23 protein-coding genes and 1 other RNA gene are annotated in these 23057 nt (G+C 51.9%); 19 read left to right on the forward strand and 5 right to left on the reverse strand.

Annotated elements, in window-relative coordinates; translation table 11 throughout:
- Positions 1-298: 298 nt before the first annotated feature.
- Together EKM70_RS05745 and recU are read right to left on the reverse strand one after the other, a co-directional pair.
- On the reverse strand, positions 299-2575 hold the full coding sequence (locus EKM70_RS05745; RefSeq protein ID WP_125546083.1) for a transglycosylase domain-containing protein: 2277 nt from the start codon (positions 2573-2575) through the stop codon (positions 299-301).
- A gap of 33 nt (positions 2576-2608) precedes the next feature.
- The gene (gene recU, locus EKM70_RS05750) at positions 2609-3211 is read right to left on the reverse strand and encodes a Holliday junction resolvase RecU (protein WP_125546085.1); all 603 of its coding nucleotides are present in this window, start codon (positions 3209-3211) and stop codon (positions 2609-2611) included.
- A 191-nt stretch (positions 3212-3402) separates the two neighbouring features.
- Between recU and EKM70_RS05755 the strand changes: the two genes are divergently transcribed.
- From EKM70_RS05755 to EKM70_RS05795, 9 genes are all read left to right on the forward strand, one after another.
- On the forward strand, positions 3403-3972 hold the full coding sequence (locus EKM70_RS05755; protein WP_125546087.1) for a DUF1273 domain-containing protein: 570 nt from the start codon (positions 3403-3405) through the stop codon (positions 3970-3972).
- Positions 3973-4027: 55 nt separating this feature from the next.
- Complete coding sequence (gpsB, locus tag EKM70_RS05760; RefSeq protein WP_125546089.1) at positions 4028-4381, forward strand: cell division regulator GpsB; 354 nt, start codon at positions 4028-4030, stop codon at positions 4379-4381.
- 19 nt (positions 4382-4400) lie between these two features.
- Positions 4401-4780: RNase P RNA component class B (rnpB, locus tag EKM70_RS05765), an RNA gene on the forward strand.
- Between the two features lie 174 nt (positions 4781-4954).
- Entirely contained in the window at positions 4955-6100 is a 1146-nt protein-coding gene (locus tag EKM70_RS05770; RefSeq protein WP_125546091.1) for a THUMP domain-containing class I SAM-dependent RNA methyltransferase, read from the forward strand.
- Positions 6101-6105: 5 nt separating this feature from the next.
- On the forward strand, positions 6106-6486 hold the full coding sequence (locus EKM70_RS05775) for an HIT family protein (protein WP_125546093.1): 381 nt from the start codon (positions 6106-6108) through the stop codon (positions 6484-6486).
- Between the two features lie 262 nt (positions 6487-6748).
- The gene (locus EKM70_RS05780; RefSeq protein ID WP_125546095.1) at positions 6749-6943 is read left to right on the forward strand and encodes a hypothetical protein; all 195 of its coding nucleotides are present in this window, start codon (positions 6749-6751) and stop codon (positions 6941-6943) included.
- Between the two features lie 95 nt (positions 6944-7038).
- Entirely contained in the window at positions 7039-7833 is a 795-nt protein-coding gene (locus EKM70_RS05785; RefSeq protein ID WP_125546097.1) for an acyltransferase family protein, read from the forward strand.
- Positions 7834-8115: 282 nt separating this feature from the next.
- Positions 8116-8586, forward strand: a complete 471-nt coding sequence (locus EKM70_RS05790; protein WP_125546099.1) for an 8-oxo-dGTP diphosphatase — start codon at positions 8116-8118, stop codon at positions 8584-8586.
- Between the two features lie 72 nt (positions 8587-8658).
- The gene (locus tag EKM70_RS05795; RefSeq protein WP_125546101.1) at positions 8659-8994 is read left to right on the forward strand and encodes a hypothetical protein; all 336 of its coding nucleotides are present in this window, start codon (positions 8659-8661) and stop codon (positions 8992-8994) included.
- Positions 8995-9164: 170 nt separating this feature from the next.
- Here the strand turns inward: EKM70_RS05795 and EKM70_RS05800 are convergent, their stop codons facing one another.
- Positions 9165-9830: a CPBP family intramembrane glutamic endopeptidase gene (locus tag EKM70_RS05800; RefSeq protein WP_125546103.1), complete on the reverse strand. Its 666-nt coding sequence runs from the start codon at positions 9828-9830 to the stop codon at positions 9165-9167.
- A gap of 185 nt (positions 9831-10015) precedes the next feature.
- Between EKM70_RS05800 and EKM70_RS05805 the strand changes: the two genes are divergently transcribed.
- The 3 genes from EKM70_RS05805 to EKM70_RS05815 all read left to right on the forward strand — a co-directional run bounded on the left by EKM70_RS05805 (position 10016) and on the right by EKM70_RS05815 (position 12541).
- Positions 10016-10537: a TetR/AcrR family transcriptional regulator gene (locus tag EKM70_RS05805; protein ID WP_125546105.1), complete on the forward strand. Its 522-nt coding sequence runs from the start codon at positions 10016-10018 to the stop codon at positions 10535-10537.
- 117 nt (positions 10538-10654) lie between these two features.
- Positions 10655-11257, forward strand: a complete 603-nt coding sequence (locus EKM70_RS05810; protein WP_125546107.1) for a nitroreductase family protein — start codon at positions 10655-10657, stop codon at positions 11255-11257.
- Positions 11258-11416: 159 nt separating this feature from the next.
- The gene (locus EKM70_RS05815; protein WP_125546109.1) at positions 11417-12541 is read left to right on the forward strand and encodes an NAD(P)/FAD-dependent oxidoreductase; all 1125 of its coding nucleotides are present in this window, start codon (positions 11417-11419) and stop codon (positions 12539-12541) included.
- Here EKM70_RS05815 and EKM70_RS05820 read toward each other — a convergent pair.
- Positions 12517-12924, reverse strand: a complete 408-nt coding sequence (locus tag EKM70_RS05820; RefSeq protein ID WP_125546111.1) for a ribonuclease HI family protein — start codon at positions 12922-12924, stop codon at positions 12517-12519. The genes EKM70_RS05815 and EKM70_RS05820 overlap by 25 nt on opposite strands.
- A gap of 39 nt (positions 12925-12963) precedes the next feature.
- Between EKM70_RS05820 and EKM70_RS05825 the strand changes: the two genes are divergently transcribed.
- From EKM70_RS05825 to EKM70_RS05855, 7 genes are all read left to right on the forward strand, one after another.
- Complete coding sequence (locus tag EKM70_RS05825; protein ID WP_125546113.1) at positions 12964-13380, forward strand: EbsA family protein; 417 nt, start codon at positions 12964-12966, stop codon at positions 13378-13380.
- A gap of 1 nt (position 13381) precedes the next feature.
- Entirely contained in the window at positions 13382-15037 is a 1656-nt protein-coding gene (locus tag EKM70_RS05830) for a formate--tetrahydrofolate ligase (RefSeq protein WP_125546147.1), read from the forward strand.
- 235 nt (positions 15038-15272) lie between these two features.
- Positions 15273-15737: a signal peptidase II gene (lspA, locus tag EKM70_RS05835; RefSeq protein ID WP_125546115.1), complete on the forward strand. Its 465-nt coding sequence runs from the start codon at positions 15273-15275 to the stop codon at positions 15735-15737.
- On the forward strand, positions 15737-16660 hold the full coding sequence (locus EKM70_RS05840; RefSeq protein ID WP_125546117.1) for an RluA family pseudouridine synthase: 924 nt from the start codon (positions 15737-15739) through the stop codon (positions 16658-16660). The genes lspA and EKM70_RS05840 overlap by 1 nt, the downstream gene beginning before the upstream one ends.
- A 136-nt stretch (positions 16661-16796) precedes the next feature.
- Positions 16797-17330: a bifunctional pyr operon transcriptional regulator/uracil phosphoribosyltransferase PyrR gene (pyrR, locus tag EKM70_RS05845; protein WP_125546119.1), complete on the forward strand. Its 534-nt coding sequence runs from the start codon at positions 16797-16799 to the stop codon at positions 17328-17330.
- Between the two features lie 23 nt (positions 17331-17353).
- Entirely contained in the window at positions 17354-18430 is a 1077-nt protein-coding gene (locus tag EKM70_RS05850) for a carbamoyl phosphate synthase small subunit (protein ID WP_125546121.1), read from the forward strand.
- Between the two features lie 2 nt (positions 18431-18432).
- The gene (locus tag EKM70_RS05855; RefSeq protein WP_125546123.1) at positions 18433-21006 is read left to right on the forward strand and encodes a carbamoyl phosphate synthase preATP-grasp domain-containing protein; all 2574 of its coding nucleotides are present in this window, start codon (positions 18433-18435) and stop codon (positions 21004-21006) included.
- A gap of 142 nt (positions 21007-21148) precedes the next feature.
- Here EKM70_RS05855 and EKM70_RS05860 read toward each other — a convergent pair whose 3' ends face one another.
- Positions 21149-22864, reverse strand: coding sequence for an NFACT RNA binding domain-containing protein (locus tag EKM70_RS05860; RefSeq protein ID WP_125546125.1), 1716 nt, complete (start codon positions 22862-22864; stop codon positions 21149-21151).
- Between the last annotated feature and the right edge of the window lie 193 nt (positions 22865-23057).

The raw sequence follows: 23057 nt of genomic DNA on the forward strand, positions 1-23057 counted from the left end.
TTGTTTTCGTCACTGTGGCCGATAAAAACAAATTTAGCCGGAGGAGACCAGGGATGGAGCCAGCCGTGGCGGTACTGTTAGACCGAGAGGGCTTTCTCGGCCTTACAGTACGGGCGACCTTTAAGACCCGCGTTCGGGGCTTAAAGTCGAGCGAGAAGCCCTAGGGGCTGAAGCGGCCCCACAGCAGGCGTAATCCCTGGCAGCCGCAGGCGGCCCTTTATCACTAAACTAGGAGACAACAAAAAACCTCCCCAACGCAACCATAAGCGGTTGAGTCGGGGAGGTTTAGACTATCGTGTTAATTTTTATTGTCGTCAGCGTTATTCGTAGATGACGTCTGCGTGTTGTTATCATCGTCATTTCCGTTACCGCTAGGCTTCTGCTCCGTGCTTGAGGATTCCTTACTGGTGCTAGATTCAGTCGTTGAGGATTCCGTCTTAGAAGAGCTGGAACTGGTCGTCGCTTGATTGTTACTGCTGTAGGCCGAGGAATTCGTGTTGTTGGTCGACCCATATTGACTGGTTGCCGTGGTATCTGTGACGGTGCCAGGGTGGCCAGTGACGTAGTATTCTGTCTTGCCATTTTGAGTCGTCCGAGTGACGGTACTTGGGGCTGTCCAGTCGGTGTTGGTACTCTTAGCGGCAAGATAGCTCATTTCATACTTGTAAATTTCTTGGGCAATCGTGGTCTGGGATTCACTGACGTAGTGGCCGGCCTGGAACTGCTTATCATAACCAGTCCAGACAGAGACGGCATAGTTCTTGGTGTAACCCGTGAACCAGGAGTCCATCGTGGCGCCATCTGGGACCTTGTCGGCGTAGTCGTCAGGATAGGAATCAGTCCCAGTCTTCCCGGCTTGGTAAAGCCCGGAGATGGCGGCTGAACGACCGGAACCACTTTCATTGGTAATGACATCCTTCATCATATCGGTCAACATGAAGGCTGTAGCGGCGCTCATAGCACGTTTACCAGTGGAAGCGTAGTTATGCTTCTTGCCATCCTGTGTGACCACCTTGGAGACCAGGTAAGGCTTGTAGTAGGTCCCGCCGTTGGCGAAGGCCGCGTAGGCGGCAGCTTCCTGTTCGGAGGAGATGTACAACCCGATCCCATTTTGTAAGGTCAACGTCTTATCAAATGTCATTCCTAAGCCTTCGAGGAACTTTGTGGCCTTAGAAATCCCAACATTTTGTAAGGTCCGAACCGCCGGAATGTTCCGAGATTCGTAGAGGGCCTTACGCATGGTAATCGTGCCTTGATATTGCTTATCCCAGTCATAGAGGCTCTTGTCGGTCCCAGGATACGTAAATGCCGTATCCTTGACGGGTTCGTAGGTTGGGTAGTAGAGATGTTCAATGGCTGGCCCATAGTCCATCAGAGGCTTAGCCGTTGAGGCACTGGACCGGTCCGTCTGGACGGCACGGTTCAACCCAAAGGTAACATTCCCAGTCTTTCGGCCACCAATCATGGCGACCACTTGACCATTATTAGGGTTCACAATTGTGGACCCAACTTGGAACTTACTGGAAGGAAAGTTGACGTAGTTACCTGAGTTGACGATGCTGTAAAGCTTCTTCTGGGCACCCATGTCGAGGTTGGTGTAGACCTTCAGCCCACCGGTAGTGGTGTTGTAACCCTTAGCCTTGAGTTCGGCGTACACTTGTTTCAAGTAGGCGTCGATGACCTTGGTCGTCTTGGCGTCGGTTGTGGTTGAATGATGGGTCTTAACCAACCCGGTCTTGATGTTCGTGGCCTTAGCTTGCGCGGCCTGGGCGGACGTGATGGCATTGTTCTTCGCCATGGCGTCTAACACCAGGTTCCGCCGCTTCTCGGCATATTGGGGGTAAGTCGTCGGATCATAGTCGTTGGGGGCTTGAGGCATCCCAGCGAGGAGGGCCAACTGTGGTAATTCGAGATCTTTCAGGTCCTTACCGTAGTAATACTCTGCGGCTGTTTGCATCCCGTAGACCCCGTTACCCATGTAGACCTTGTTAATATAATATTCCAAGATCTGATCTTTGGAATAGTTGTGGTCGACCTTGAGGGCCAACCAGGCTTCTTGGGCCTTACGCTTCAAGGTTCGATCGGCGGCCGCCGTTGAGAAGACGGACAGTTTAACCAATTGCTGGGTTAAGGTACTCCCACCTTGCATCCCCAGAGAAGACCCGGTGACGTTAGCAAATGCGGCACCGACAATCCGAATAGGGTCAACCCCATTGTTCTTGTAGAAACGCCGGTCTTCGGTGGAAACCACGGCTTGTTTCAGAGTGGTCGGGATCCCGTTATTTCTAACGTAGTTTCGGTTCTGAGCCCCCAACCGGGAGATGACCTTACCGTTGGCGTCATAGACGCGTGTGGAGGTATCACTGGAAAGGGCGGACTGGGTAATCTTCGGGGCGCTCTGGGCGTAGAAGAAGAAAAGCCCGGCGCCGGCCAAGATTCCTAGGACACCGATTGCCACGATAACGAACAGCACCCGGCGAAAAGTGCGCCAACCGTTGTGCGGTCGTTTGGGGCCGGAGGTGGACGCGTTATGGCGACTCATCCGCGTACCACCGGTAGAATTGTTACTAGACATGTTAATCTCCTTTGCGTTTAAACGTGTTCGCTGCTAGAGCAGCTGATCCACGGCTTTGAGATAGGGAACCGGTAGCTGCAATTGCGCAGGCAAAAGGATTCCCTTGGCAGCGATGTCCGCATAGGGCACGGACTTACGGCCGCCTTGAATTTGTTGATCCCAGAAGGTGAACAGGTCTTCGGCACGGTACAGATAGGTTTCATGGCGACTGACAAACTTAATAATAGCAAAACAAATGCCGCCCTGAGCCGTGCAGGCTCGCATGTGATCGATCTGGTGTTGATGAAAGTTTTTCAACGGGAAGGAGGACTTGTTCTTGGTTTCCTTCGCGTCGAAGTCGAGGTAGTGGCCCCGATAGACCCCGTTGTAATCAGTCGTGGACGCGGTGCTGAAGTAGGCTTCCTTAATCACAGCTGCACTGCGTTTGGGATAATCGACCTTAACGATTTGGATGGGGGTTGGCTTCTTGTGAACCACCGCCAATCCACGGGTCTCATAATACGTGTTACTCTGGTTGAGCTCTTCCTCTAGCGTCATGCCCCGTTTCCCATAATTAGTATAGGAACTGGGAAACTTGGGCCCCGACGGTGTCACTGGTGTTTGATAGGCATTCCCATTGGGATACCGAATAGTCATCGACTCCTCACACTCCTTGTCGAAAGCTGGTTCGCATTTGTGGCCCAGTTATTGACATTATACCAAGGTGGGGCAGAAATAAAAACTCCCAAGCAGACTGGACGCCAGACTTTTCCAATAATTTAACGTCTTTTCATTGCTCCCACCGAAAATCTTCGCTAAACTATAGGAAGAACAAAGGGGGAATTCTGGTGAGTCGACTGTGGGTGACGGGTTATCGAAGCTATGAACTCGGGGTCTTTGGCACCGAGGATAAGAAACTTCTGGTTCTAAAGGACGCGCTAAGAAAAGTTCTCATTGGTAAAATTGAAAATGGCACTGATTGGCTGATTACCGGGGGGCAACTGGGAGTCGAGCAGTGGGTCATCGAGGTTGCCTTGACCTTAAGAGATGAGTATCCAGAGCTGAAGATCGCGATGATGACGCCGTTTGCCGAATTCGGTAACAACTGGAATGAAGCCAATCAGGCCCAATTAGCCAGCATCATGAGTCGCACGGACTTCCATGAACCGGTCAGTGCCCAACCTTATCACAGTCCCCAACAGTTAAGAAACTATCAAGAATTTATGTTGACCCATACAGATGAAGCCGTGATGGTTTATGATTTAGAGGTTGAAGGCAAACCTAAGTATGATTACCGGGCGATTGAAAAGTTCCAGGAGCAACATACTTACCCCCTGACGATGGTTGATATGGAATGGCTACAAGAAAGTGCCAATGAATATCAAGAAAATTTAAATAATGGTTCCCAATTTGAATGAAAACTGGTATTATTAATATTGCCGGTTTGATATGACAACGAGGTGTAAATAATCGATGGAAAACATTAAGTTCACTCCAAAAGAAATTTTGCAAAAGCAATTTCGACAAAAGATGCGTGGTTACGATCCAGATGACGTTGATACGTTCTTGGACAACGTGATCAAGGACTACGACACCTTTGTTAAGGAAAATCAACGCCTGCAAGACGAAAACGAACGGTTGTTAGCGAAGGTTGATGAATTAACGAAGCAAGTGCAAGTTGGCGTTAGCCAACCGCAAACTTCGACAACCAGCCAACCAACGTCCAGTGTCACCAACATGGATATTCTCAAGCGTTTATCCAACTTGGAACGTCACGTTTTCGGTTCACAATTAGATAATGATCCAAACGAGTCACATCGTTTGTAGAATTATAAAGACTGGTGTAAATCCTGAGTAATCGCGGTCGGCTTATGTCGGCTGAGGAAAGTCCATGCTCGCACAGACTGCGATGTCTGTAGTGTTCGTGCTCGGTGAAAAAATAAGCCGGGGAGCGTTAGCAATAACGTTACGGCGGGAAAAAACGGCTAAGGCTTCGGCTATGCTTGAGTATCCCTGAAAAGTGCCACAGTGACGATACGTCTAGGAAAACCTAGGCGGTGGAACGCGGTAAACCCCTCGAGCGGGCAACCCAAACTTTTGGTAGGGGCGCTTCACATATGGAAATGAACGAAATGTGGGGGGAGAGGAAACTCTCGAGATAGATGATTACTGCCAGTCAATCGTTTGCCTGAAACGGTTGGGTGGTACAAAACATGGCTTACAGGGATTTACACCATGTCAGGTCGGTGGGAGCTTGCTCCCACCTTTTTTTATAGCTAATTTATGGGGTGAAAGGCCTTCGGTGGTACACTGAAGGTAAAGTCGACTTGTCGCGGTAGCGGTCGACGGCGTTCGCCATTTAAAGCATTGTACCGTGGAGTCAGAAACAAGGAGGATGTTATGAAAAAATTTCATTTATACGCCGCCACTGCGAGTGGTATCGAAGCCATCGCTGGGCGTGAATTACGGGAACTGGGCTATGATACCCAGGTTGAGAATGGCCGAGTTCGCTTTGATGGGACGATCGAAGATATTCTGCGAACGAACCTCTGGCTCAGAACGGCCGACCGGGTGCGGATCATCGTGGCCGAATTCGATGCCGTAACCTTCGATGAATTGTTCGAAGCCACCAGGGCCGTTGCTTGGGATGAATTACTCCCAATGGACGCCGCCTTCCCCGTTGAAGGTCGTTCCAAGAAGTCGCAATTACATAGTGTGCCTGACGCCCAAGCGATCGTGAAGAAGGCCGTTGCCACTAAGTTGGCTGCGGTCTATCACCGGCGGACGCGGATGCCGGAAACGGGTGCGACGTATCCTTTGGAAGTGATGATCGACAAGGACCACGTGATGTTAACGCTCGATACCACCGGCCCGAGTCTCTTTAAACGCGGCTACCGGGTTGGTAAGGGTGGCGCGCCGATTAAGGAAAACATGGCGGCGGCCTTGATTGCCCTGACCAGCTGGCACAAAGATATGCCATTCTGGGATCCCGTCTGTGGGTCCGGGACAATCCCCATTGAAGCCGCATTGATTGGCCGTAACTTGGCCCCGGGCTTCAATCGCGACTTCACCTGTGAAAGTTGGGACTGGGTGCCACAAGAGTTGAGTGACCAAGTCCGTGACGAAGCCGACGCCAAGGCCGACTACGACACCCCCTTACAAATTTTTGGGAGTGATATCGACGAAAACATGGTCGCCATTGCCAAGAAGAACGCCCAAGAGGCCGGCTTGTCACAAGATATCACTTTCCGCCAGTTAGCGGTTCAAGACTTTGAAACTGACCTGAAGCATGGGGTCATTGTCGCCAACCCACCTTATGGGGAACGATTAAGTGACCAGGCTAGTGTTCGGGAACTCTACAAGCAAATGGGAGAAGTCTTCCGGCCCATGACCGACTGGTCAACCTACGTGCTGACAGCCGATCTGGAATTTGAACACTTCTACGGTAAGAAGGCCACGAAGACCCGGAAGCTTTATAACGGGGCGCTTCGGACAGATTACTTCCAGTTCTGGGCACAGCGACAACCACGGCGGTCGAAGGAGTAGATAGCGTGATTAAGACGGATTGTGTTTTCTGTCAAAAGAGCGACATTGTTTTGGAGAATGACTTGGCTAAGGCCTTCTGGGATCTACATCCGGTCCGTAAGGGACATCTCCTGATCGTGCCCAAGCAGCACTATGCCACGTATTTTGATATTCCGGGCCCGACCAAACGGGCCATGGATGCGCTCTTGGCAGATGGCCGATCTCTGTTGGACCGGACCTATCAGCCAGCCGGCTATAACATCGGGATTAACGTGGGAGCGGCCGCCGGTCAAACGGTGATGCATGCGCACGTTCATCTGATTCCCCGTTATACGGGCGATGTGCCCGATCCACGTGGTGGTGTTCGGAAGCTCATCCCCGCAGCCGTGAAGCGAATTCTAAAATAAATTCATGAGAGTCTTGGCAAATTCGCTGAGACTCTTTTGTTAGCTTTCGAGTTAAAGCGCCTGATGCGCAATGAATTAGTGGCGTAAATATTTGGCGTGAAGAGATTACTGTACGACTCAGCTCAATCGGGTTTGCATGGTTGCTAAAGTTAGTGACTTTCTTAAGGTTATCCGAAGTAGTGGTTATTTCGGGGTGAAACTGATAAGCTAGCTTTGTGGTTAGGGGCCACACGAGTTTAATTAAGCTAAGGGGGAGTTTAAAATGAAAAAAGATCGGATTGTCTTAACGACCTTAGTCGTCTTTGCGGTCATGTTCTTAAGCCTGGTGCTCGTTTTAATGAAGTCACCACTTTGGTTGGCATTCCCACTGGCGTTTGCCGCTCTGGGTGCCGTATGTTACGGCGTAGAAGGAATTGTCGAAAATAAAAAACAACAGCGCAGTGAGCGCAAAGCTTAATCGTAAAAATAAAGAGGCCGGTGAGCCTCTTTTTTCGTGGTTTACGTTAGCCAAACAGCTTGGTAGAATGAACGAGTAAAGGATGATGACGCAATGTGAATTGGCAAGAAGAGCAAGCGGATGGTGGAGACTACCTGAAGGTGGCCGCGTGCACAGCGGTCATCGGGCAATCGGTGTTGAGTCTGGCCTTAACGGTTCGGCCAACCCCAAGGGCCCAGGCGGTGATGGCCGCTATTTATTTGGCGGTGAAGTTCACGGCCCCCGCCTTTATTTGGGGAATTCTCTTCACAACTAGTCGAACGACCCGGCCAACTCCCGGCTACGGGACTTACCTGAAGAATCAGACGCCAACACTGTTTTTACCGACGGTGATCTGGACGGCGCTCTATCTATGGCTAATGCCCGGTGTTCAGCAGCATGGCTGGGCTCACGGTTGGGGAGGACTTCTCTGGCAAGCCGTGAGTGGCAATGCCGCGCCGCATCTGTGGTATAACACGATGATGCTTCAGTTCATTCTATTGATGCCGGCCTTTTGGTGGTTGCGTGCTCGGGCGAACCGACCGCAAGCTGCGAAGCGTTGGGGATTAGGCATCGGAATCCTCTGTGCGCTCGGGATAGGAGAATTTACGTTGTTCGTCTATCCGACCAGTCGTTTTGACCACTGGTATCTTTTGGATCGGATTTTCCCAGGCTTTCTCTTGTACGCCGTGTGCGGCGTTTTGTGTTGGCGCTACTGGGTAGCCTGGCAACGATGGCTGTCACGCTACTGGGGATTTTTTTCTGGTAACGTGTGTGGCGTGGATCGCTCAGAACTGGTCGTTGCGTCAGTGGAAGATGCCGGTCAGTTTTACCCAGACGAGTTATTATTTACCGGCAACGGTGATTTTTGATTTGGGAGTCATCGGCTTGATTTTGGCGTTTGCTGGTTTTCAAATACGACGTCAGGCCCCGTCATTAGGGTGCGTTCACCAATTAGCACAATTGGCCTATCCATCGTATCTCGCCAATGTCTTCTGGCTTCAGCTGATCTGGCGCGGCGGTGGGGCAACGCTGACTAGGGCGCACCTAGGTCTGGGAATTCTCGTATGTTATGGACTGACGTGGATCGTTTCATTTAGCTTTAGCGCCTTGATTGCCCGTCCTATCAATTTAATCAAATGGAGGAAACAGCCATGGACAGAACACAACCGGTAGAACTTGTCACGATGATTCTCGTGACGGATCCTGTCACTAAGCGTGTCTTGGTGGAGGATAAAGTCAATGTACCTTGGAAGGCCGGCCACAGCTTTCCCGGTGGTCACGTGGAGGTCGGCGAAAGCTGTGCCACGGCGGCAATGCGGGAGGTGGCCGAAGAAACAGGTTTACACTTACATAGTTTGCGTTTCTGTGGTACCTGCGAATGGTTCGACCCAACCCGAGAAAAACGGAAGCTAGGCTTGTTGTACCGTAGCGATGATTTTTCTGGTGAACTGCGTGATAGCAATGAGGGACCTAATTCATGGCTACCCTTGTCGGAATTGACGGCGGCCAATAGTGCCTCTAGTCTCATGACGTTGTTACGGGTCTTTAACCACGAACTTCCAGCCGTGGTCAGTGGCGAGTGGAACGGCGATCTGGCCGCGGACGCTGGCTGGCAGGTCTAGGTCGATTTTCAGGCAACCGGAACCGCGCAAGGGTTAGAAACGTGTATAATTAGGGTAAAGGAAGCGATGATGATGAAAACAACGAGACAGACCCAACGGTGGTATGGCTATTTCTTCATTGGTTTGAGCGTTCTTGCCCTGATTTTGGCGGGGCTACTACCGTTAGCCTTAGTAGAGCGGGCTTTGATTTTGACAACTGCGGTGACCTTGATGGCCTATGGGATTAGTTACCAGTCCCGATTGACTCGGGGGTGGTGGCTGACGCTGGTTGTTATAGGTGGTGGCCTAATTCTTTTGGATTTAGTCGTGGCCTTAATGACGCCGGCATTGTTCCTAACCTTCCTGGAATTCTTGTTACCGCTGACGTTTTTGGTGGTGCTTTTGGGCTATCTACGGCGATTAATCTAGGACTGGTCGAATTGGTTTTTGCCAGTGTATCTGGAACGAGATATCAGCAATTTTAATTTATAAATAAGTAAAGGCGTCGAACAACTATCTTGAAGATAATTGTTCGACGCCTTTTAACAATATGTCACTACCTGGTGGTGATCAACTGCGGCCGATCACGGCTACCTAAATCAGGCGAATAGGGTGACCAGAATATCCCAGGTCATGTGAACCGCAATTCCAGGCCAGAGAGATTTGCTACGAGCGTAGAGCCAACCGAAGAGGACCCCAAGCGCGGCAACGGAGACGAGATTACTAATCCAAGCCATGGGGCTCATTGCGGGAACTGTCGTGAGGTAACGGGGAATGTGTAGACTGGCGAAGGCCACGGCCTGAATGATGTTAGCTGTGGTTAAGGAATAACGCGTCAACAAAACATTGAGGAAGTAGCCCCGAAAGACGAACTCTTCACTGATCCCCACCACTAAGAAGTAGCGTCCCCAGAACTCGGGGCGGAAGCTGTGATTGATTCTCAGGCCATGATGGGCCAAGATGAATTGGCCAACTAGGTAGACGATGACCAAAGCCAAGACAAGATAACCGGGTATGAATCGCCAGTTAGGGTGCCATTGATCGCGGTTCGCCAGATACAAGTCACTCGGTGCTGCCTGATGGAGGAACCAAGCCCCGGCACCTAGCCAGACGGTGAGTTTGATGGCATCCAAGGCTAGTTCCTGGGACCAGCCCGTAAGGTGGTTTTCGATAGGGACGTTGAGGACGATCTGGACGATTAACCAGACTAGCCAAAAGCCAATGAGGTTGAAGACCAGTCGTCGAGAGGTGATTGAACGTGACATGGACGACACTCTTTTCTAAAATAAAGGTTTACCCATATTGTAGAACACTTTTACCGAGTTGACTGTAAAGTTTAGGTAAGGAACACGACTAACTAATAATGTAATCAGTGTATACATTTTAAGTAATCAGTGTTAACATGAAGTGTGAACAGTGCTTTGACGGGATTTTAAGGAGGTTGAGGCAAATGACGGAGAAACCCTATCATCGAGAAAATTTAGCCGCGGCGATTGCCCAGCAGGCGCGGATTCAGTTGGAAGATCAGGGGGTCGGCAAGCTATCGTTACGCCAGATTGCCCGGTTCTTGGACGTGACGCCGGCCGCGGTCTACCGGCATTATCCGGATAAGGCCAGTCTACTGGGCCAGCTACGTACTGCGATTGGGGATGAACTGACCGCGACCTTGCGGGAAGGTGTATTGGATTCGGCGGATGCGACGGTCATGTTGACGCGGATGGTGACCAACCTCTTGACCTATGCGGATCAACATCCCCAAGCGATTGCTTTCGTTCTAACGACGCCACTGGCGGTACCACAGAGCCTCCAGACGGTGGTGACCCTATACATGGCTCAACATCCAGTCACGAACGCTACAGAGAAGCCGATACAAGCCTGCTGGACCTTTTTACTGGGCGTTCTCTTGACCCGTGATGCGGGGATGACGGCGGAATGGGTGGCCACCCAACTGGCACGACTACTGGGTAATTAGCGCAACGATCAGTAGGGGAAAGTTCTTTACTTTCAAAAAGTAAGTGATAAACTTAAAGCCATCGTGCCGACAATTAGCCTTCCCAATCACGGGAATTTGAAATGAGGTCATTTAACTATGGAAACGAAATTTATGGAACTTGCGAAAAAGCGGCGGAGCATCTACGCCTTAGGTCGAGATGTGAAGCTCAGTCAAGACGACCTGGTTACTTTAATTAAGAACAACGTGAAGCAGGGCCCCTCGGCTTTTAACAACCAAACGACGCGGGTCGCTATCTTATTTGGCGATTCACACGAAGAACTTTGGGATATCGTCATTAACCGGTTGAAGCAAGAGGTGCCAAACGCCGACGCCTTCAAACGGACAGCGGCCAAGGTTAACCGTTTCAAGGCAGCCTATGGGACGATCCTGTTCTTTACCGAGACGAAGACGGTCGCAAAGTTCGAACACGACTTCCCACTCTATGCGGCTAACTTCCAGGATTGGTCAGAACAATCGCAAGGGAATGCCCAGTATGCGGTTTGGACGTCACTGGCGGAGAATGGTGTTGGGGCTAATCTCCAACATTACAATCCACTGATCGATGATGACGTTCACAGTACCTTTAACATTCCGGCTAGTTGGCGTTTGCGGGCCGAAATGGACTTCGGGTCAATCGAGGCGCCGGCCGCTGACAAGGACTACCTAGCGGATGACGAACGCTTCTTAATCTTCAAATAAAACGCACAAAATAAAGGCGTCTGCCCGCACCGGATTGGTGTTGGGCAGGCGCTTTTTTTCTTAGAGTAATCGTCGAGGGACGGTCACGTGTTTTGGGTGCAAGTATGCTAAAATGAGGGCTAGAACAGAATCTTTTAATTATCGGAGGTCAAGGTCAGCATGCAAAAACGAATTGCCATTATTGGCGGCGGCATTGTCGGGGCCACCGCAGCTTATTATCTCAGTCAATTACCGGGCGGGCAGAACGTGCAAGTGACGCTGTTTGACGACGGCGTGGGCCAAGCCACTAGCGCCGCGGCCGGTATCATCTCGCCATGGCTCTCGAAGCGGCGTAACCAGCAGTGGTACCGCTTAGCCAAGGCCGGGGCCGACCTTTACCCAGAACTCATTCACGATGCCAAGCTGGGGACGGCGGTTTACCAGCAGACGGGAACCATCGTCACCCGGTCAGATGACAGTGATCTTGAAGCCCTGTTTGCCTTAGCCCAAGAACGCCGGCAAGATGCCGCAACGATGGGGGATGTTCGGTCCCTTAGTGCCGCTGACGTGCAAGCCAAGGTGCCCTTACTGACGACAAGTCATCCCGGTGTCTTTATCAGTGGTGGGGCCCGCGTCGATGGTGCCGCTCTGGTAGATGGGCTGTTAACGCAAGCGACTTCACAGAACCTAACGATTCGGCGAGAACGAGTCACGCTCGATTCGCAGGGCAATGTCCTGACCTCGCTCGGGTTAAAGCGATTTGACCGTGTGATCGTTGCCGCTGGGGCTTGGGTTAAGGAACTCTTGGCACCACTGGGCGTGATTGCTGACGTACGGCCACAGAAGGGCCAATTAATTGAATTAGCCGTCAAGGACTTTGAGTCACAAGAACGGATGCCCGTCGTGATGCCCGAGGGTGAACGGGACTTTATTCCATTTGGCCACGGGAAGCTCCTCGTTGGGGCCACGCACGATGATGAAGGTAAATTTGACCTGAAAGCCACGGCAGAAGTCACCGCCGATCTGTTGGCGAGTGCGCAACGCTTGATGAGTGGGTTGACGGCCGAAGATGTCAGGGCGACACGGGTCGGCACGCGGGCCTATACCCAAGACTTTGCGCCATTCTTCGGACCGGTTCCCGAACACGAGGCCATCTTAGTTGCTTCGGGGCTCGGGTCCTCAGGCCTGACAACCGGGGTTCAGATTGGTCGGTTATTAGCCGGGTCCGCCTTATACGGGGGAACCCCCGACTGGAGTGACTACGAGAAGCCCCTCACAACTTACTTGGCGACCTCCGCGGAGTGAAGCGCCTGATTGGCCAGGGTGTGGGCCCCTTGATTTTGTTTTTCGGGAACCCATTGGGCCAGTACCAATTGAAAGGGTGTCTGTGCCACTAATAAGCGGTCCACCTGGTCTTGGTAATGTTTTGCATAATGTTTGGTTAAACTGTCGTTAACGATCTGACTATCGGTGTAGAATAAAACGGTAGTCGATGCACTTGCGGGTCCCACTAGTTGGCTGAGTTTTTCAAATCCTAGCCGCGCGACTTCAAATTCGGCCGCGTGGTTGGTCTTGGCCAACAGGGGGACCTTCAATTGTATCTGGTGATGATCGTGAATGATGAGGATGCCCCCGGCGCTCAGCCCGCTTTGTGGTTGGGTCGCCGCATCCGTATATAAAGAATACACAAGAATCACTCCAATTTTTTTCGTGAGGTGTTGAAGCTAATGATAACGCAACAACGACGCTTTTTGTATCAACCCTATCCACTGGGAAGCATCATCAACTGGAGCTGGACGCTGATAGTTTTTCTACTCGGTGTGATCTTCTGGCTTGAGGTGACCCATTTTAATTGGATAACCCTGGGTTTCTTCGTGGCTTTTGCCTTACTCAGTTGGATCGAGATCCACTTTCGTAATATCACCATGGCTAACGGGGTGTTGACCGTCAGTCGGGTGCTTAATCACCATCACTTGGTGATTCCCTTATCAGAAGTTAAAGGGGTTCGGGTGGCGCGCTTTCGGTTAGGAATCGTGGCCCAGGGGCGGATCTATCAATTCTTATTACCACAAAACTCGGTGATCGAGTTAGCCGCTCTGATTCGCGCGGCCATGCCCGAGACGGTTGAACGAGAGGATGACTAATTTGAAAGATATTGAAATTTCACAGGCGACATCACTGGAACCGATCGAAAAGATTGCGGCCAAGGTTGGGCTTAGTCCCGCCGATATTGAACCCTATGGCCACACCAAGGCTAAGATTACCTTGCCACTACCGGAGAAACATGATTTGGGGAAATTAGTCCTCGTGACCTCGATTAATCCCACGCCAGCCGGTGAAGGCAAGTCCACGGTGGTCGTTGGCTTGGGCGACGCGCTGAACCGTGCCGGCCATCAGACCGTACTAGCCCTGCGTGAACCCTCAATGGGACCCGTGATGGGGATGAAGGGGGGCGCCACCGGGGGTGGTTACGCCCAAGTGGTTCCAATGGAGGATATTAACCTTCACTTTACCGGCGACATGCACGCGCTGACCGAGGCCCATGACACCTTGGCAGCCTTGATCGATAACCACATTCACCACGGTAACGCCTTAAACCTGGATCCCCGCCAGATTGTCTGGAAGCGGGTCTTAGATATCAACGATCGTGAGTTACGGCAGACCGTCATTGGGCTGGGGGGCCGAACATCCGGTACGCCCCGGCAGGACGGCTTTGACATTACCGTTGCCAGTGAATTGATGGCGGTGCTGTGCCTCAGCAAAGACCTAACGGACCTGAAGCGGCGGGTGAACCGGATTCTCATCGGCTATACCTATGACCGTGAGCCGGTCACGGTGGCCGATCTGAAGGTCGGTGGGGCCATCGCGTTACTCTTAAAGGACGCGATCAAACCCAACCTGGTTCAGACGCTGGCCCATAATCCCGCAATTATTCACGGGGGACCCTTTGCCAATATCGCTCACGGCTGTAACTCCGTGCTGGCTACGCAGACGGCCCTACAGCTTGGAGACTTTGCGGTGACCGAAGCCGGCTTTGGGGCCGACCTGGGTGGCGAAAAGTTCATGGACATCAAGACGCCTGTTTTAGGGAAGACGCCTGACGCCGTGGTCATTGTGGCAACGATCAGAGCCTTGAAGTACAACGGTGGTGTTAAGCGTGCCGATCTGGAACAGGAGAATGTCACGGCTTTGAAGCAAGGCAGTGCCAACCTGAAACGGCATATCCAGAGTATGCAACAGTATGGTGTGCCAGTGGTAGTTGCCATCAACCGGTTCACTAGTGATACCGATGCCGAGGTAGCTGCCCTGACCGCTGAGGTGGACGCATTAGCCGTTCCCGTGGCCACCACGACCGTTTGGGCCGATGGTGGGGCCGGAGCTACTGATTTGGCAGAAAAGGTCGTCACGGCCACGCAACAGGCCAAAGACTTCCATCGCCTGGTGCCGGCGGGAGCCGATCTGATGACGCAGATGACTGCCATCACGCAAAAGATTTATGGTGGGGCCAAGGTTGAATTGTCTGGCAAGGCACAGCGTCAGTTGAAGACCTTGGCCAAGCAGGGCTGGGACAAGTTACCCGTCTGCATGGCCAAGACACAATATTCACTGACCGATGATGCACATCAGCTGGGGGCGCCCACGAACTTTACGATTCACGTCCGGGAGTTTGCGCCGCTGCTAGGGGCTGGCTTCGTAGTCGCTCTGACGGGTAATGTGTTAACGATGCCTGGGCTGCCGAGTCATCCAGCGGCCCTCGATATGGATATCGACGCCGACGGTAAGATTACCGGATTGTTTTAGTTAATTGAATTGAAAGTCGAGACGAGGTCGGAAATGGTCCTCGTCTTTTTTGGACAAAATTTGGCGGTAAAATCAGCTGTTCTGGGGATGAATCGCGCCTCAAATCGATTACTGAGCGAATGACTTTTCCAATCGGCCCTTTTCCCGAACTTTTCTGGGCCAGAAGCCGCCGGACCAGCCGGTTTTCTGGTATACTTTTCAACAACGACTTATAGGAAAGGTGTTTCATAAACTTATGCTGATTGCCAATATTATTTTAATAGTGGTGCTGGTCGGAATCGATCAGTGGATCAAACATGCGGTGGTCCTGAGTATTGCGTTGGGTGGCGAGAAGCCTTTGATCCCGGGGATCATGTCCTTGACTCACTTACGTAACGATGGGGCAGCCTGGAGTATCCTGCAGGGGCAGATGTGGTTCTTTGCGGTCATCGCCGTGATTGCCTTAGGTGTCATGGGATTTTTCTTCTGGCAGTACCGTAACCGGCGGGAACACTGGGTTGAGGAACTGGGCCTGGCCCTAATGATGGCCGGAACCATCGGCAATTTCATTGACCGGCTGATCAACGGTTACGTCGTTGATATGTTCCAACTCACCTTCATTAATTTTCCAATTTTCAACTTTGCCGACAGTTGCTTAACAGTTGGCGTGATTCTAATCGCGGTCGGAGTCTTTCTCGCCGATCGCCGGGAGGCACAATAATGCAAAACGAAGAATTTAAAGTCACGGCGACTGCCCGGCTGGATAAGTTAGTTGCCGAGACGGTCCCAACAATCTCACGGTCCCAGGCCAAAGGGGCCATCGAGGCCGGCCAGATTAAGGTCGATGGACAAGATGCCCGGCCAAAGGATAAGCCAGCGGTGGGGGCGACGGTGACCATTAGCTTACCGGACCCGCAGCCCTTGGACCTAGTCGCCGAAAATATTCCCTTATACATCGTCTACGAGGATGACGACGTGATCGTCGTCAACAAGCCTCAGGGGATGGTGGTGCATCCCGCACCGGGTCATCCCGACAAGACCTTAGTGAACGCGTTGTTGTACCACAGTCCACTCTCCAGTATCAATGGGACCTTACGACCGGGGATCGTTCACCGGATCGATAAGGATACCTCAGGACTTCTCATGGTCGCCAAGAACGACCATGCGCATCAGAGCCTGTCGGCACAGCTCCAGGCCAAGACCAATCTTCGGGAGTACGTGGCCATCGTCCACGGCAACTTTAAGGAAGAGGAAGGCGTCATTCGCGCCCCATTAGGTCGGTCACCCAAGGACCGCAAGAAGCAGGCGGTGGTGGCCGATGGTCGACCGGCCGTGACGCACTTTAGGGTCCTGGAGCGTTATGGCAATTACACCTTGATTGCTTGTCGCTTAGAGACCGGCCGGACCCATCAGATTCGGGTTCACTTAGCCTATATTCAACACCCAGTCGCCGGCGATCCACTTTATGGACCGAAGAAGACCCTGAAGGGTGCAGGACAATTCTTACACGCCAGAGAGTTGGGCTTCAAGCAGCCAACGACCGGCGAACAATTGGTCTTCACGGCACCTGTGCCGGCGAACTTCGCCGCCGCGGTCAAGCACCTGCGGTTACAGGCCGGTTTGCCAGTTGACAAACCAATCTAGTTTTTTTATGCTAAACGTACGAGAATAGCGGGTTTACCGGTGTTCCGGCGGGCGGGTTTCTTCACCATTGTTGCCGAAGAGACTCGCCCGCCTTCTACATAGGCGGACGCCGGGGAATTTTAAGGAGGAAATAAAGATGGCAAAGGTAGTTGTGGACGCAATGGCAATGCAACGGGCCCTGACCCGAATCACATATGAAATAATTGAACGCAATAAGGGCGTGGATGACTTGGTCATTCTCGGAATTAAGACGCGCGGTGTCTATTTGGCGCGGCGGATTGCCAGTCGCTTGCAACAGCTTGAAAATGTCACGGTACCGGTGGGTGATCTCGATGTGACGCCCTATCGTGATGACATTGACCACGATGCCCAAGGGGATCCCCAGGTGAGTGGCGAAAACATCGACTTCTCCGTAGCGGGGAAAAAGGTCATCTTAGTCGATGATGTGCTCTATACTGGCAGAACCATTAGAGCCGCTATGAGTGCCGTTATGGCCTTGGGGCGACCACAGTCCATTAATTTGGCCGTATTGGTTGATAGAGGCCACCGTGAGTTACCGATCAGAGCGGATTTCGTCGGGAAAAACATTCCTAGCTCGCAGCGAGAACGAATCAAAGTTTCCGTCAGTGAGATTGACGATCGCGACGCTGTAGAGATCCAGCAGGCATAAACTGACGAAGGGGCCGATTTAGCATGGCAAAACGCTATTTAATTTTAGAAGACGGCTCGGCCTACGCCGGTGAGGGTTTTGGTGCTGGCGCCACTACGAGCGGCGAAGTCATTTCCAATTTAAATTTACTTGGCTATCAGGAAACGATTACCGATCAGATCTATCACAACCAGATCATTATCTTTTCACAACCTGCCATCGGTAATGTCGGCATTAACCACGATAGCTATGAGTCGATCTTGCCCACGGCTAAGGGGATGGTGGTGCGAGATGTCACGAATATCTCCACCAATCGACTTTCCCGGCTGTCACTGGATGAATTTCTTCAGCAGCACAATATTCCAGGGATTAGTGGGATTGATACCCGTCATTTGATTCGTAAGTTACGTAAGATGGCTGGGCCGGTCAAGGGGAGCATCGTCGACGTTGCCGACGCCCACGCCTTTGACCAGTTGAACGCGACGGTCCTGACGAACCGGCAGGTCGATCAAGTGGCCACACCCAAGCCATATCCCAACCCGGATACCGGGAAGAACGTGGTGGTCATCGACTTTGGGTTAAAACATGGGATTCTTCGGCAACTTTCCGAACGACGGTGTAACGTCACCGTCTTGCCGTGGACGGCGAGTGCTCAGGATGTCTTAAACTTGGATCCGGATGGCGTCTTGCTATCGACGGGTCCCGGATCACCTCTTGATTTGGGTGAAGGCGTCCTCGAGATGATTCGTGCGGTCCAAGCGGAGATTCCACTCTTTGCGATTGGTTTGGGGCATGAACTCTTTGCACTGGCCAATGGGGCCAAGCTGGAGGCATTGCCGGTCGAATATCATGGGAGTAGCCATCCGATTCGCCGAATCATTACCAACGATATTATTTATGCAACTCAGGGTCAGGGATATGCCGTGGTGGCCAAGTCGATTGACCGTAATCGGTTGATCACCACCTACGTTGACCTGATTAACGGCACCGTTCAGGGATTGCGGCACCGGGACTTTCCGGCGTTCTCCGTACAATTCTTCGCGGATGGTGCGCCGGGTCCCCACGAGAGCCGGGACCTATTCGATGAATTCATGGAAGCAATGACAGCACGGGAGGGATAGACTTGCAGAACTTGGATGACTTACAAAAGGTTTTGATCATTGGGAGTGGTCCGACGGAGATTGGTCACGAGACCGAGCTAGATAGCGCCACCGTGCAAATTATTACGAGCTTTAAGCGTCATGGGATTAAGACCATGATTATTGATAACAATCCTTTCTCCGTGGCTTTGGAGGAAATCCAGCCAACCAACATGTATGTTCAAGCGGTGACAACGGCTAACGTCCGCCATATTATCGAGCGCGACCAGCCGGACGCCATTTTGCCTAGTCTGGGAGGCCTCTTGGCCATTCGGATTACCCAAGAGTTGATTGAAAACGGGGACATTGGCCGGTTTGGGATTACTATTCTGGGGATGCCCGCTAGCACGGTTCGCCAGATTAATAATCCGGCAGCCTTGAACGCCACATTAAAGGACATTCAGGAGCCGGTCATTGAGGCGCAAATCGTGGGGACTGAAGACGAAGCCCTCGGTCTGGTCGAGTCAATTGGCTTTCCACTGATTGTGAAGCCGGTTGCGCCACGCATTGATTCGAACCGAACCATCTGTGACAACGTCGATGATATGTTGGTCGCCTTGAACCAAGGCTTCCAGCAATCACGATTCGACCAATGCACGTTGGAGCGCAGTGTGGTCGGCTACAAGGAAGTGGAAATGGTGGCCATTCGGGATGCGGCCGATACCACGATTCTCATTTCTGGCCTTGAAAACGTCGATCCGCTAGGAATTCACTCCGGTGACTCAATCGTCATTGCGCCACCACAAACGTTAAATGACCGGGAATATCAGGATTTACGGGACTCAACCTTCCATATCGCCCGGGAGCTGGGAGTTGTGGGGGTCATGCACATTCACTTTGCCCTCAATCCCGATAACCAGCATTTCTATGTCACGAAGCTGGCCCCATACTTTACCCGCGGGGTTGCTTTGGCGGCCCGGACGACGGGATATCCGGTGGCCATGGTCGCTGGTCCCTTGATGCTGGGACAACGTTTAGTCGACATCAAACTTCCCAGTCGCTACGTGAAGCAGACAGCCATTATGGAACCCACGATTGACCACGTCAGTGTCCGGATTCCCATTTGGCCGTTTCAAGAGGTGCCCGATGCCGATCAGCATCTGAATACGGCCATGAAGGCCGTCGGGTCCACGGTCGGCATTGGCCGGTCGGTGGAAGAAGCCATGTTGAAGTCGGTCAGAAGTTCCCAATTCTCGCCGCGAGATGTGTTGCCGAGTGTTAGCAATCTAACCGATGGTGAAATGATTAGCCAACTGATTCACCCCCTGGCCAATCGGATTCTAGTGTTAATTGAAGCGTTGCGCCGGGGATACGATCCCGACGAACTAAGTGAATTAACTAAAATTGATAATTTTTATTTCGTTAAGTTGCAGCACCTGCTACAAATTGAGAAGCGGATCATGGATCATCCCATGGATGTTGATACTCTGAAGTGTGGCCGGTACTACGGCTTTGGGGATGGGATGATTGCGCGAATCTGGCAAACGGATACCGCCGCTATTCGAGAACTCTCCGCTTCGGCGGACGTTCGGCCCACCTATAAGATGATCGAGCCTACCGGGGGTGAGTTCGACGAAGAGGCCAGCGGCTACTACAGCACGTTTGAATTTGAAAATGAGAGTCAGCCCCTGGGTGATCGCACGGCGCTGGTTCTTGGCCGGGGTGGGAACCAATTGGGGCCCAACTCCGCTGCCGAGTACTTTACGACAGAAATGTTGAAGCAACTCAAGCGCGCCGGTTACCACACCATTCTGATGAACACCAATCCGAATGCCATAGCGGTGGCACCGGAGTTCTCCGATAAGCAGTATGTCGATCCCATTCAATTGGGCGATATTCGCAATGTGATTCAGGTGGAGCGTCCGGACATTGTGATCGTGCCAGGGAATCGGCATTACTTGACGCGTGAGTTGCGTAAGCTTGACTTAAATCTGCACGTGTTGCCACCCGATCAGGAGACCGGGGAACCGCAACCGAAGCGCGCGACGATCGGCGTTAGCCTGTTTGTCCACGGACAACATAAGATTGCGGCCGGCGTCATGGACATGATTGCGCCGGGGATGAACCAGAACCTGGCCCAGGTGACGGCATTTCGAATGCCAGCCGAGTTGCCCAAGGCCGATCGGGTGCGGTTGGTCGAGCTGGCTAAACAGGCTGTGAGTGAACGGCAGATCACGGGGATGGTACATGTGCTCTTCGCGCCTAAGTCCGACAAGAGTGACGCTCTCGCGGTGGTCGGGGTGCGACCGACCCGGTTGACCGAGATGGCCTTCTTGAGTAAGGTCACCGGAATTAACTGGGTTCGAATGCTGACCCGTCAACACATTGGGACTTTGGATGATGAGGAACTCGGCGAGATCAAGATTGACCTGAATAGTACGCGGGTAGCCTTGATGAACGCGGCCTTTCCATTCCGTCAGTTGCACGTGTTGAATCGGCCGGGAACGACCGATCAAGAGGTCGGCGCCACCATTGCCTTTGGATCGAGCGAGGCCTTGACGTTACGCAACCTGAGCGATACCGAAGAATTAGATCGGATTATCAATCGAACCATTTGAAAGTAAAGTTAGAGCGAGTCTGGGAGTGTTCCTGGGCTCGTTTTTTAATAAATCGATAGTTGTAGATAGCAAAAAGCGTCCAGTCAAGTTTTAAATGACTGGACGCTTTGGTTATATAATTAGTTGTATATAGCAATTACACTTAATTGTTGTCGGCAAGTTTTTCAACTAGCGCGCTTTCTGGGGTAACATAGACCGTCCGCTGACCAGTGAAGATCACGTAGCCAGGCTTGGCCCCATTAGGCTTGTGCAGGCGTTTCACGGGCAGATAGTCCACGGGAACGTTGCTTGATTCGCGGCCCTTAGAGAAGTAGGCAGCGAGGTTAGCAGCCTCAAGGATGGTGGCTTCGCTCGGGTCGGCGTCGTGAATGATCACGTGAGAACCCGGCATATCCTTAACGTGAAGCCAGATATCGGTTCGCTTGGCGGTATGCAGACTCAATTGATCATTTTGCAAGTTGTTCTTACCGACGGAGATCTTCGTGCCATCTGTCGCTGTGAAGCGATCGGGCTTGCTGACTTTTTGACGCCGTTGTTTCTTAGCCTTCTTCAAGTGATCGTGATCGCGCAGGTAACCTCCTTGCTGGAGTTCGAGGCGAATGTCTACGAGGTCCTTGGGTGCGGCCAGTTCGATCTGCGCCATGATGTTGTCGAAGTAGTCCACGTTAGCTTGCGTAATCTTTAACTGTTCGTTAACGTAAATAACGGCATTCTTGGCTTTTTGATAACGTTTGAAGTATTTCTGCGCGTTCTGGTTCGGTGACAACTGGTTAGAGAGGGCAATCTTCAGTGGCTTGTTGTCATCATAGAAGTTCGGCAACGAAACCGTGGTTGCACCACGTTCAACCTGGTGCAAGTAGGTGGTCAAAATCTCACCCTTGATGCGGTAGTCATCGGCATTCTCGGTATCGGCGAGGGTCCGCTGGAGCTTCTTTAATTTGGTGCGATTCTTTTTGAGTTCGTTACGAACGACTCGAATCAGCACGCTACCCTGTTGTTGAACCCGGTCGCGTTCGGCCTTGTCCTGGTAGTAGGTATCCAGGAGTTCACTGAGCGTGGCTGCGGTCTGTTGCGTTGACCCTTTACCGGGATAAGGAAAGGCTGTGAAACTAGTCTTACCTTTGGGCGAGATAGTCAGGGTAGGTTGTGGGGCGTCGAAGGTTGCGAAGAACTCGCGGAAGTGCTGGTCGACATCACCAGGCTGGTGTAGAGCGGTCGCTAGTGCGGCTACTGTGTCCTTGCCTAGTCCTTGATATTGATGCTGCAGGGTCTGGGCGAGTACTTCCTGATTAGGGAAGTCACGAAGCGTATCGGCTAAATCAGCCCGCGGGCCGGTAAAAGGATCGGTGAGATCCTGCTTCGGTGGGTTGATGTATTGCGCCCCAGGAAGCAGTAGCCGATAGCGGTTTTGGTCAGATCCAACGTGCTTGATGGCATCCAGAATCTTGCCTTCGGCACCGTCGACCAAAATGACGTTGCTGTGACGGGCCATGATTTCAATAATAAGGAGGAGATCTTGTTGATCCCCCAATTCATTACGAGAGGTAAATTGCAGGTGCACGACGCGGTCGTTGGCTACCTGAGTGATGTTCTTGAGGATTGCCCCTTGCAAGTATTTCCGCAAGATCATGGTAAAGTTAGTGGGTACGGGCGGGTTCACGTAAGGGATCTGCGTGACTTGAATCCGCGCATAGGTTGGGTTAGCCGATAACAGAATCGGATAGTTATGGCTGTTAGCCCGGATGGTGAGGACGACTTCGTTGGCGTAAGGTTGGTTAATCTTACTTACCCGACCGGTCGTGAGGGTTTGACCCAATTCCTGAACCATTGCGTGGGTAAAGGATCCGTCAAATGACATGGAGAACAACACCTTTCTATCTAGAGAGTCTTAAATAAATCGTTCAATAAAACGACACAACTCAAAGTATACCGGGCGGTTAGACGAAGTGCAAAGAACTTTCCTCGGAAACCGGGGAGAAGCGGTTAAAAAACGTCATCAAATTGACTTGTGATTAGCAACCAAATCGTTGTACAATACAATCAAAGGAGTG

The organism is Levilactobacillus lindianensis (assembly GCF_003946095.1).
GTDB lineage: Bacteria > Bacillota > Bacilli > Lactobacillales > Lactobacillaceae > Levilactobacillus > Levilactobacillus lindianensis.

Bases quoted from the DNA above. Each gene is read 5' to 3' on its own strand.
- EKM70_RS05745 (WP_125546083.1), bottom strand. From the start codon at position 2,575: ATGTCTAGTAACAATTCTACCGGTGGTACGCGGATGAGTCGCCATAAC.
- EKM70_RS05860 (WP_125546125.1), bottom strand. From the start codon at position 22,864: ATGTCATTTGACGGATCCTTTACCCACGCAATGGTTCAGGAATTGGGT.
- EKM70_RS05825 (WP_125546113.1), top strand. From the start codon at position 12,964: ATGATAACGCAACAACGACGCTTTTTGTATCAACCCTATCCACTGGGA.
- EKM70_RS05770 (WP_125546091.1), top strand. From the start codon at position 4,955: ATGAAAAAATTTCATTTATACGCCGCCACTGCGAGTGGTATCGAAGCC.
- EKM70_RS05805 (WP_125546105.1), top strand. From the start codon at position 10,016: ATGACGGAGAAACCCTATCATCGAGAAAATTTAGCCGCGGCGATTGCC.
- EKM70_RS05795 (WP_125546101.1), top strand. From the start codon at position 8,659: ATGAAAACAACGAGACAGACCCAACGGTGGTATGGCTATTTCTTCATT.
- EKM70_RS05810 (WP_125546107.1), top strand. From the start codon at position 10,655: ATGGAAACGAAATTTATGGAACTTGCGAAAAAGCGGCGGAGCATCTAC.
- gpsB (WP_125546089.1), top strand. From the start codon at position 4,028: ATGGAAAACATTAAGTTCACTCCAAAAGAAATTTTGCAAAAGCAATTT.
- EKM70_RS05815 (WP_125546109.1), top strand. From the start codon at position 11,417: ATGCAAAAACGAATTGCCATTATTGGCGGCGGCATTGTCGGGGCCACC.
- EKM70_RS05780 (WP_125546095.1), top strand. From the start codon at position 6,749: ATGAAAAAAGATCGGATTGTCTTAACGACCTTAGTCGTCTTTGCGGTC.
- lspA (WP_125546115.1), top strand. From the start codon at position 15,273: ATGCTGATTGCCAATATTATTTTAATAGTGGTGCTGGTCGGAATCGAT.
- EKM70_RS05850 (WP_125546121.1), top strand. From the start codon at position 17,354: ATGGCAAAACGCTATTTAATTTTAGAAGACGGCTCGGCCTACGCCGGT.
- EKM70_RS05790 (WP_125546099.1), top strand. From the start codon at position 8,116: ATGGACAGAACACAACCGGTAGAACTTGTCACGATGATTCTCGTGACG.
- pyrR (WP_125546119.1), top strand. From the start codon at position 16,797: ATGGCAAAGGTAGTTGTGGACGCAATGGCAATGCAACGGGCCCTGACC.
- EKM70_RS05800 (WP_125546103.1), bottom strand. From the start codon at position 9,830: ATGTCACGTTCAATCACCTCTCGACGACTGGTCTTCAACCTCATTGGC.
- recU (WP_125546085.1), bottom strand. From the start codon at position 3,211: ATGACTATTCGGTATCCCAATGGGAATGCCTATCAAACACCAGTGACA.
- EKM70_RS05840 (WP_125546117.1), top strand. From the start codon at position 15,737: ATGCAAAACGAAGAATTTAAAGTCACGGCGACTGCCCGGCTGGATAAG.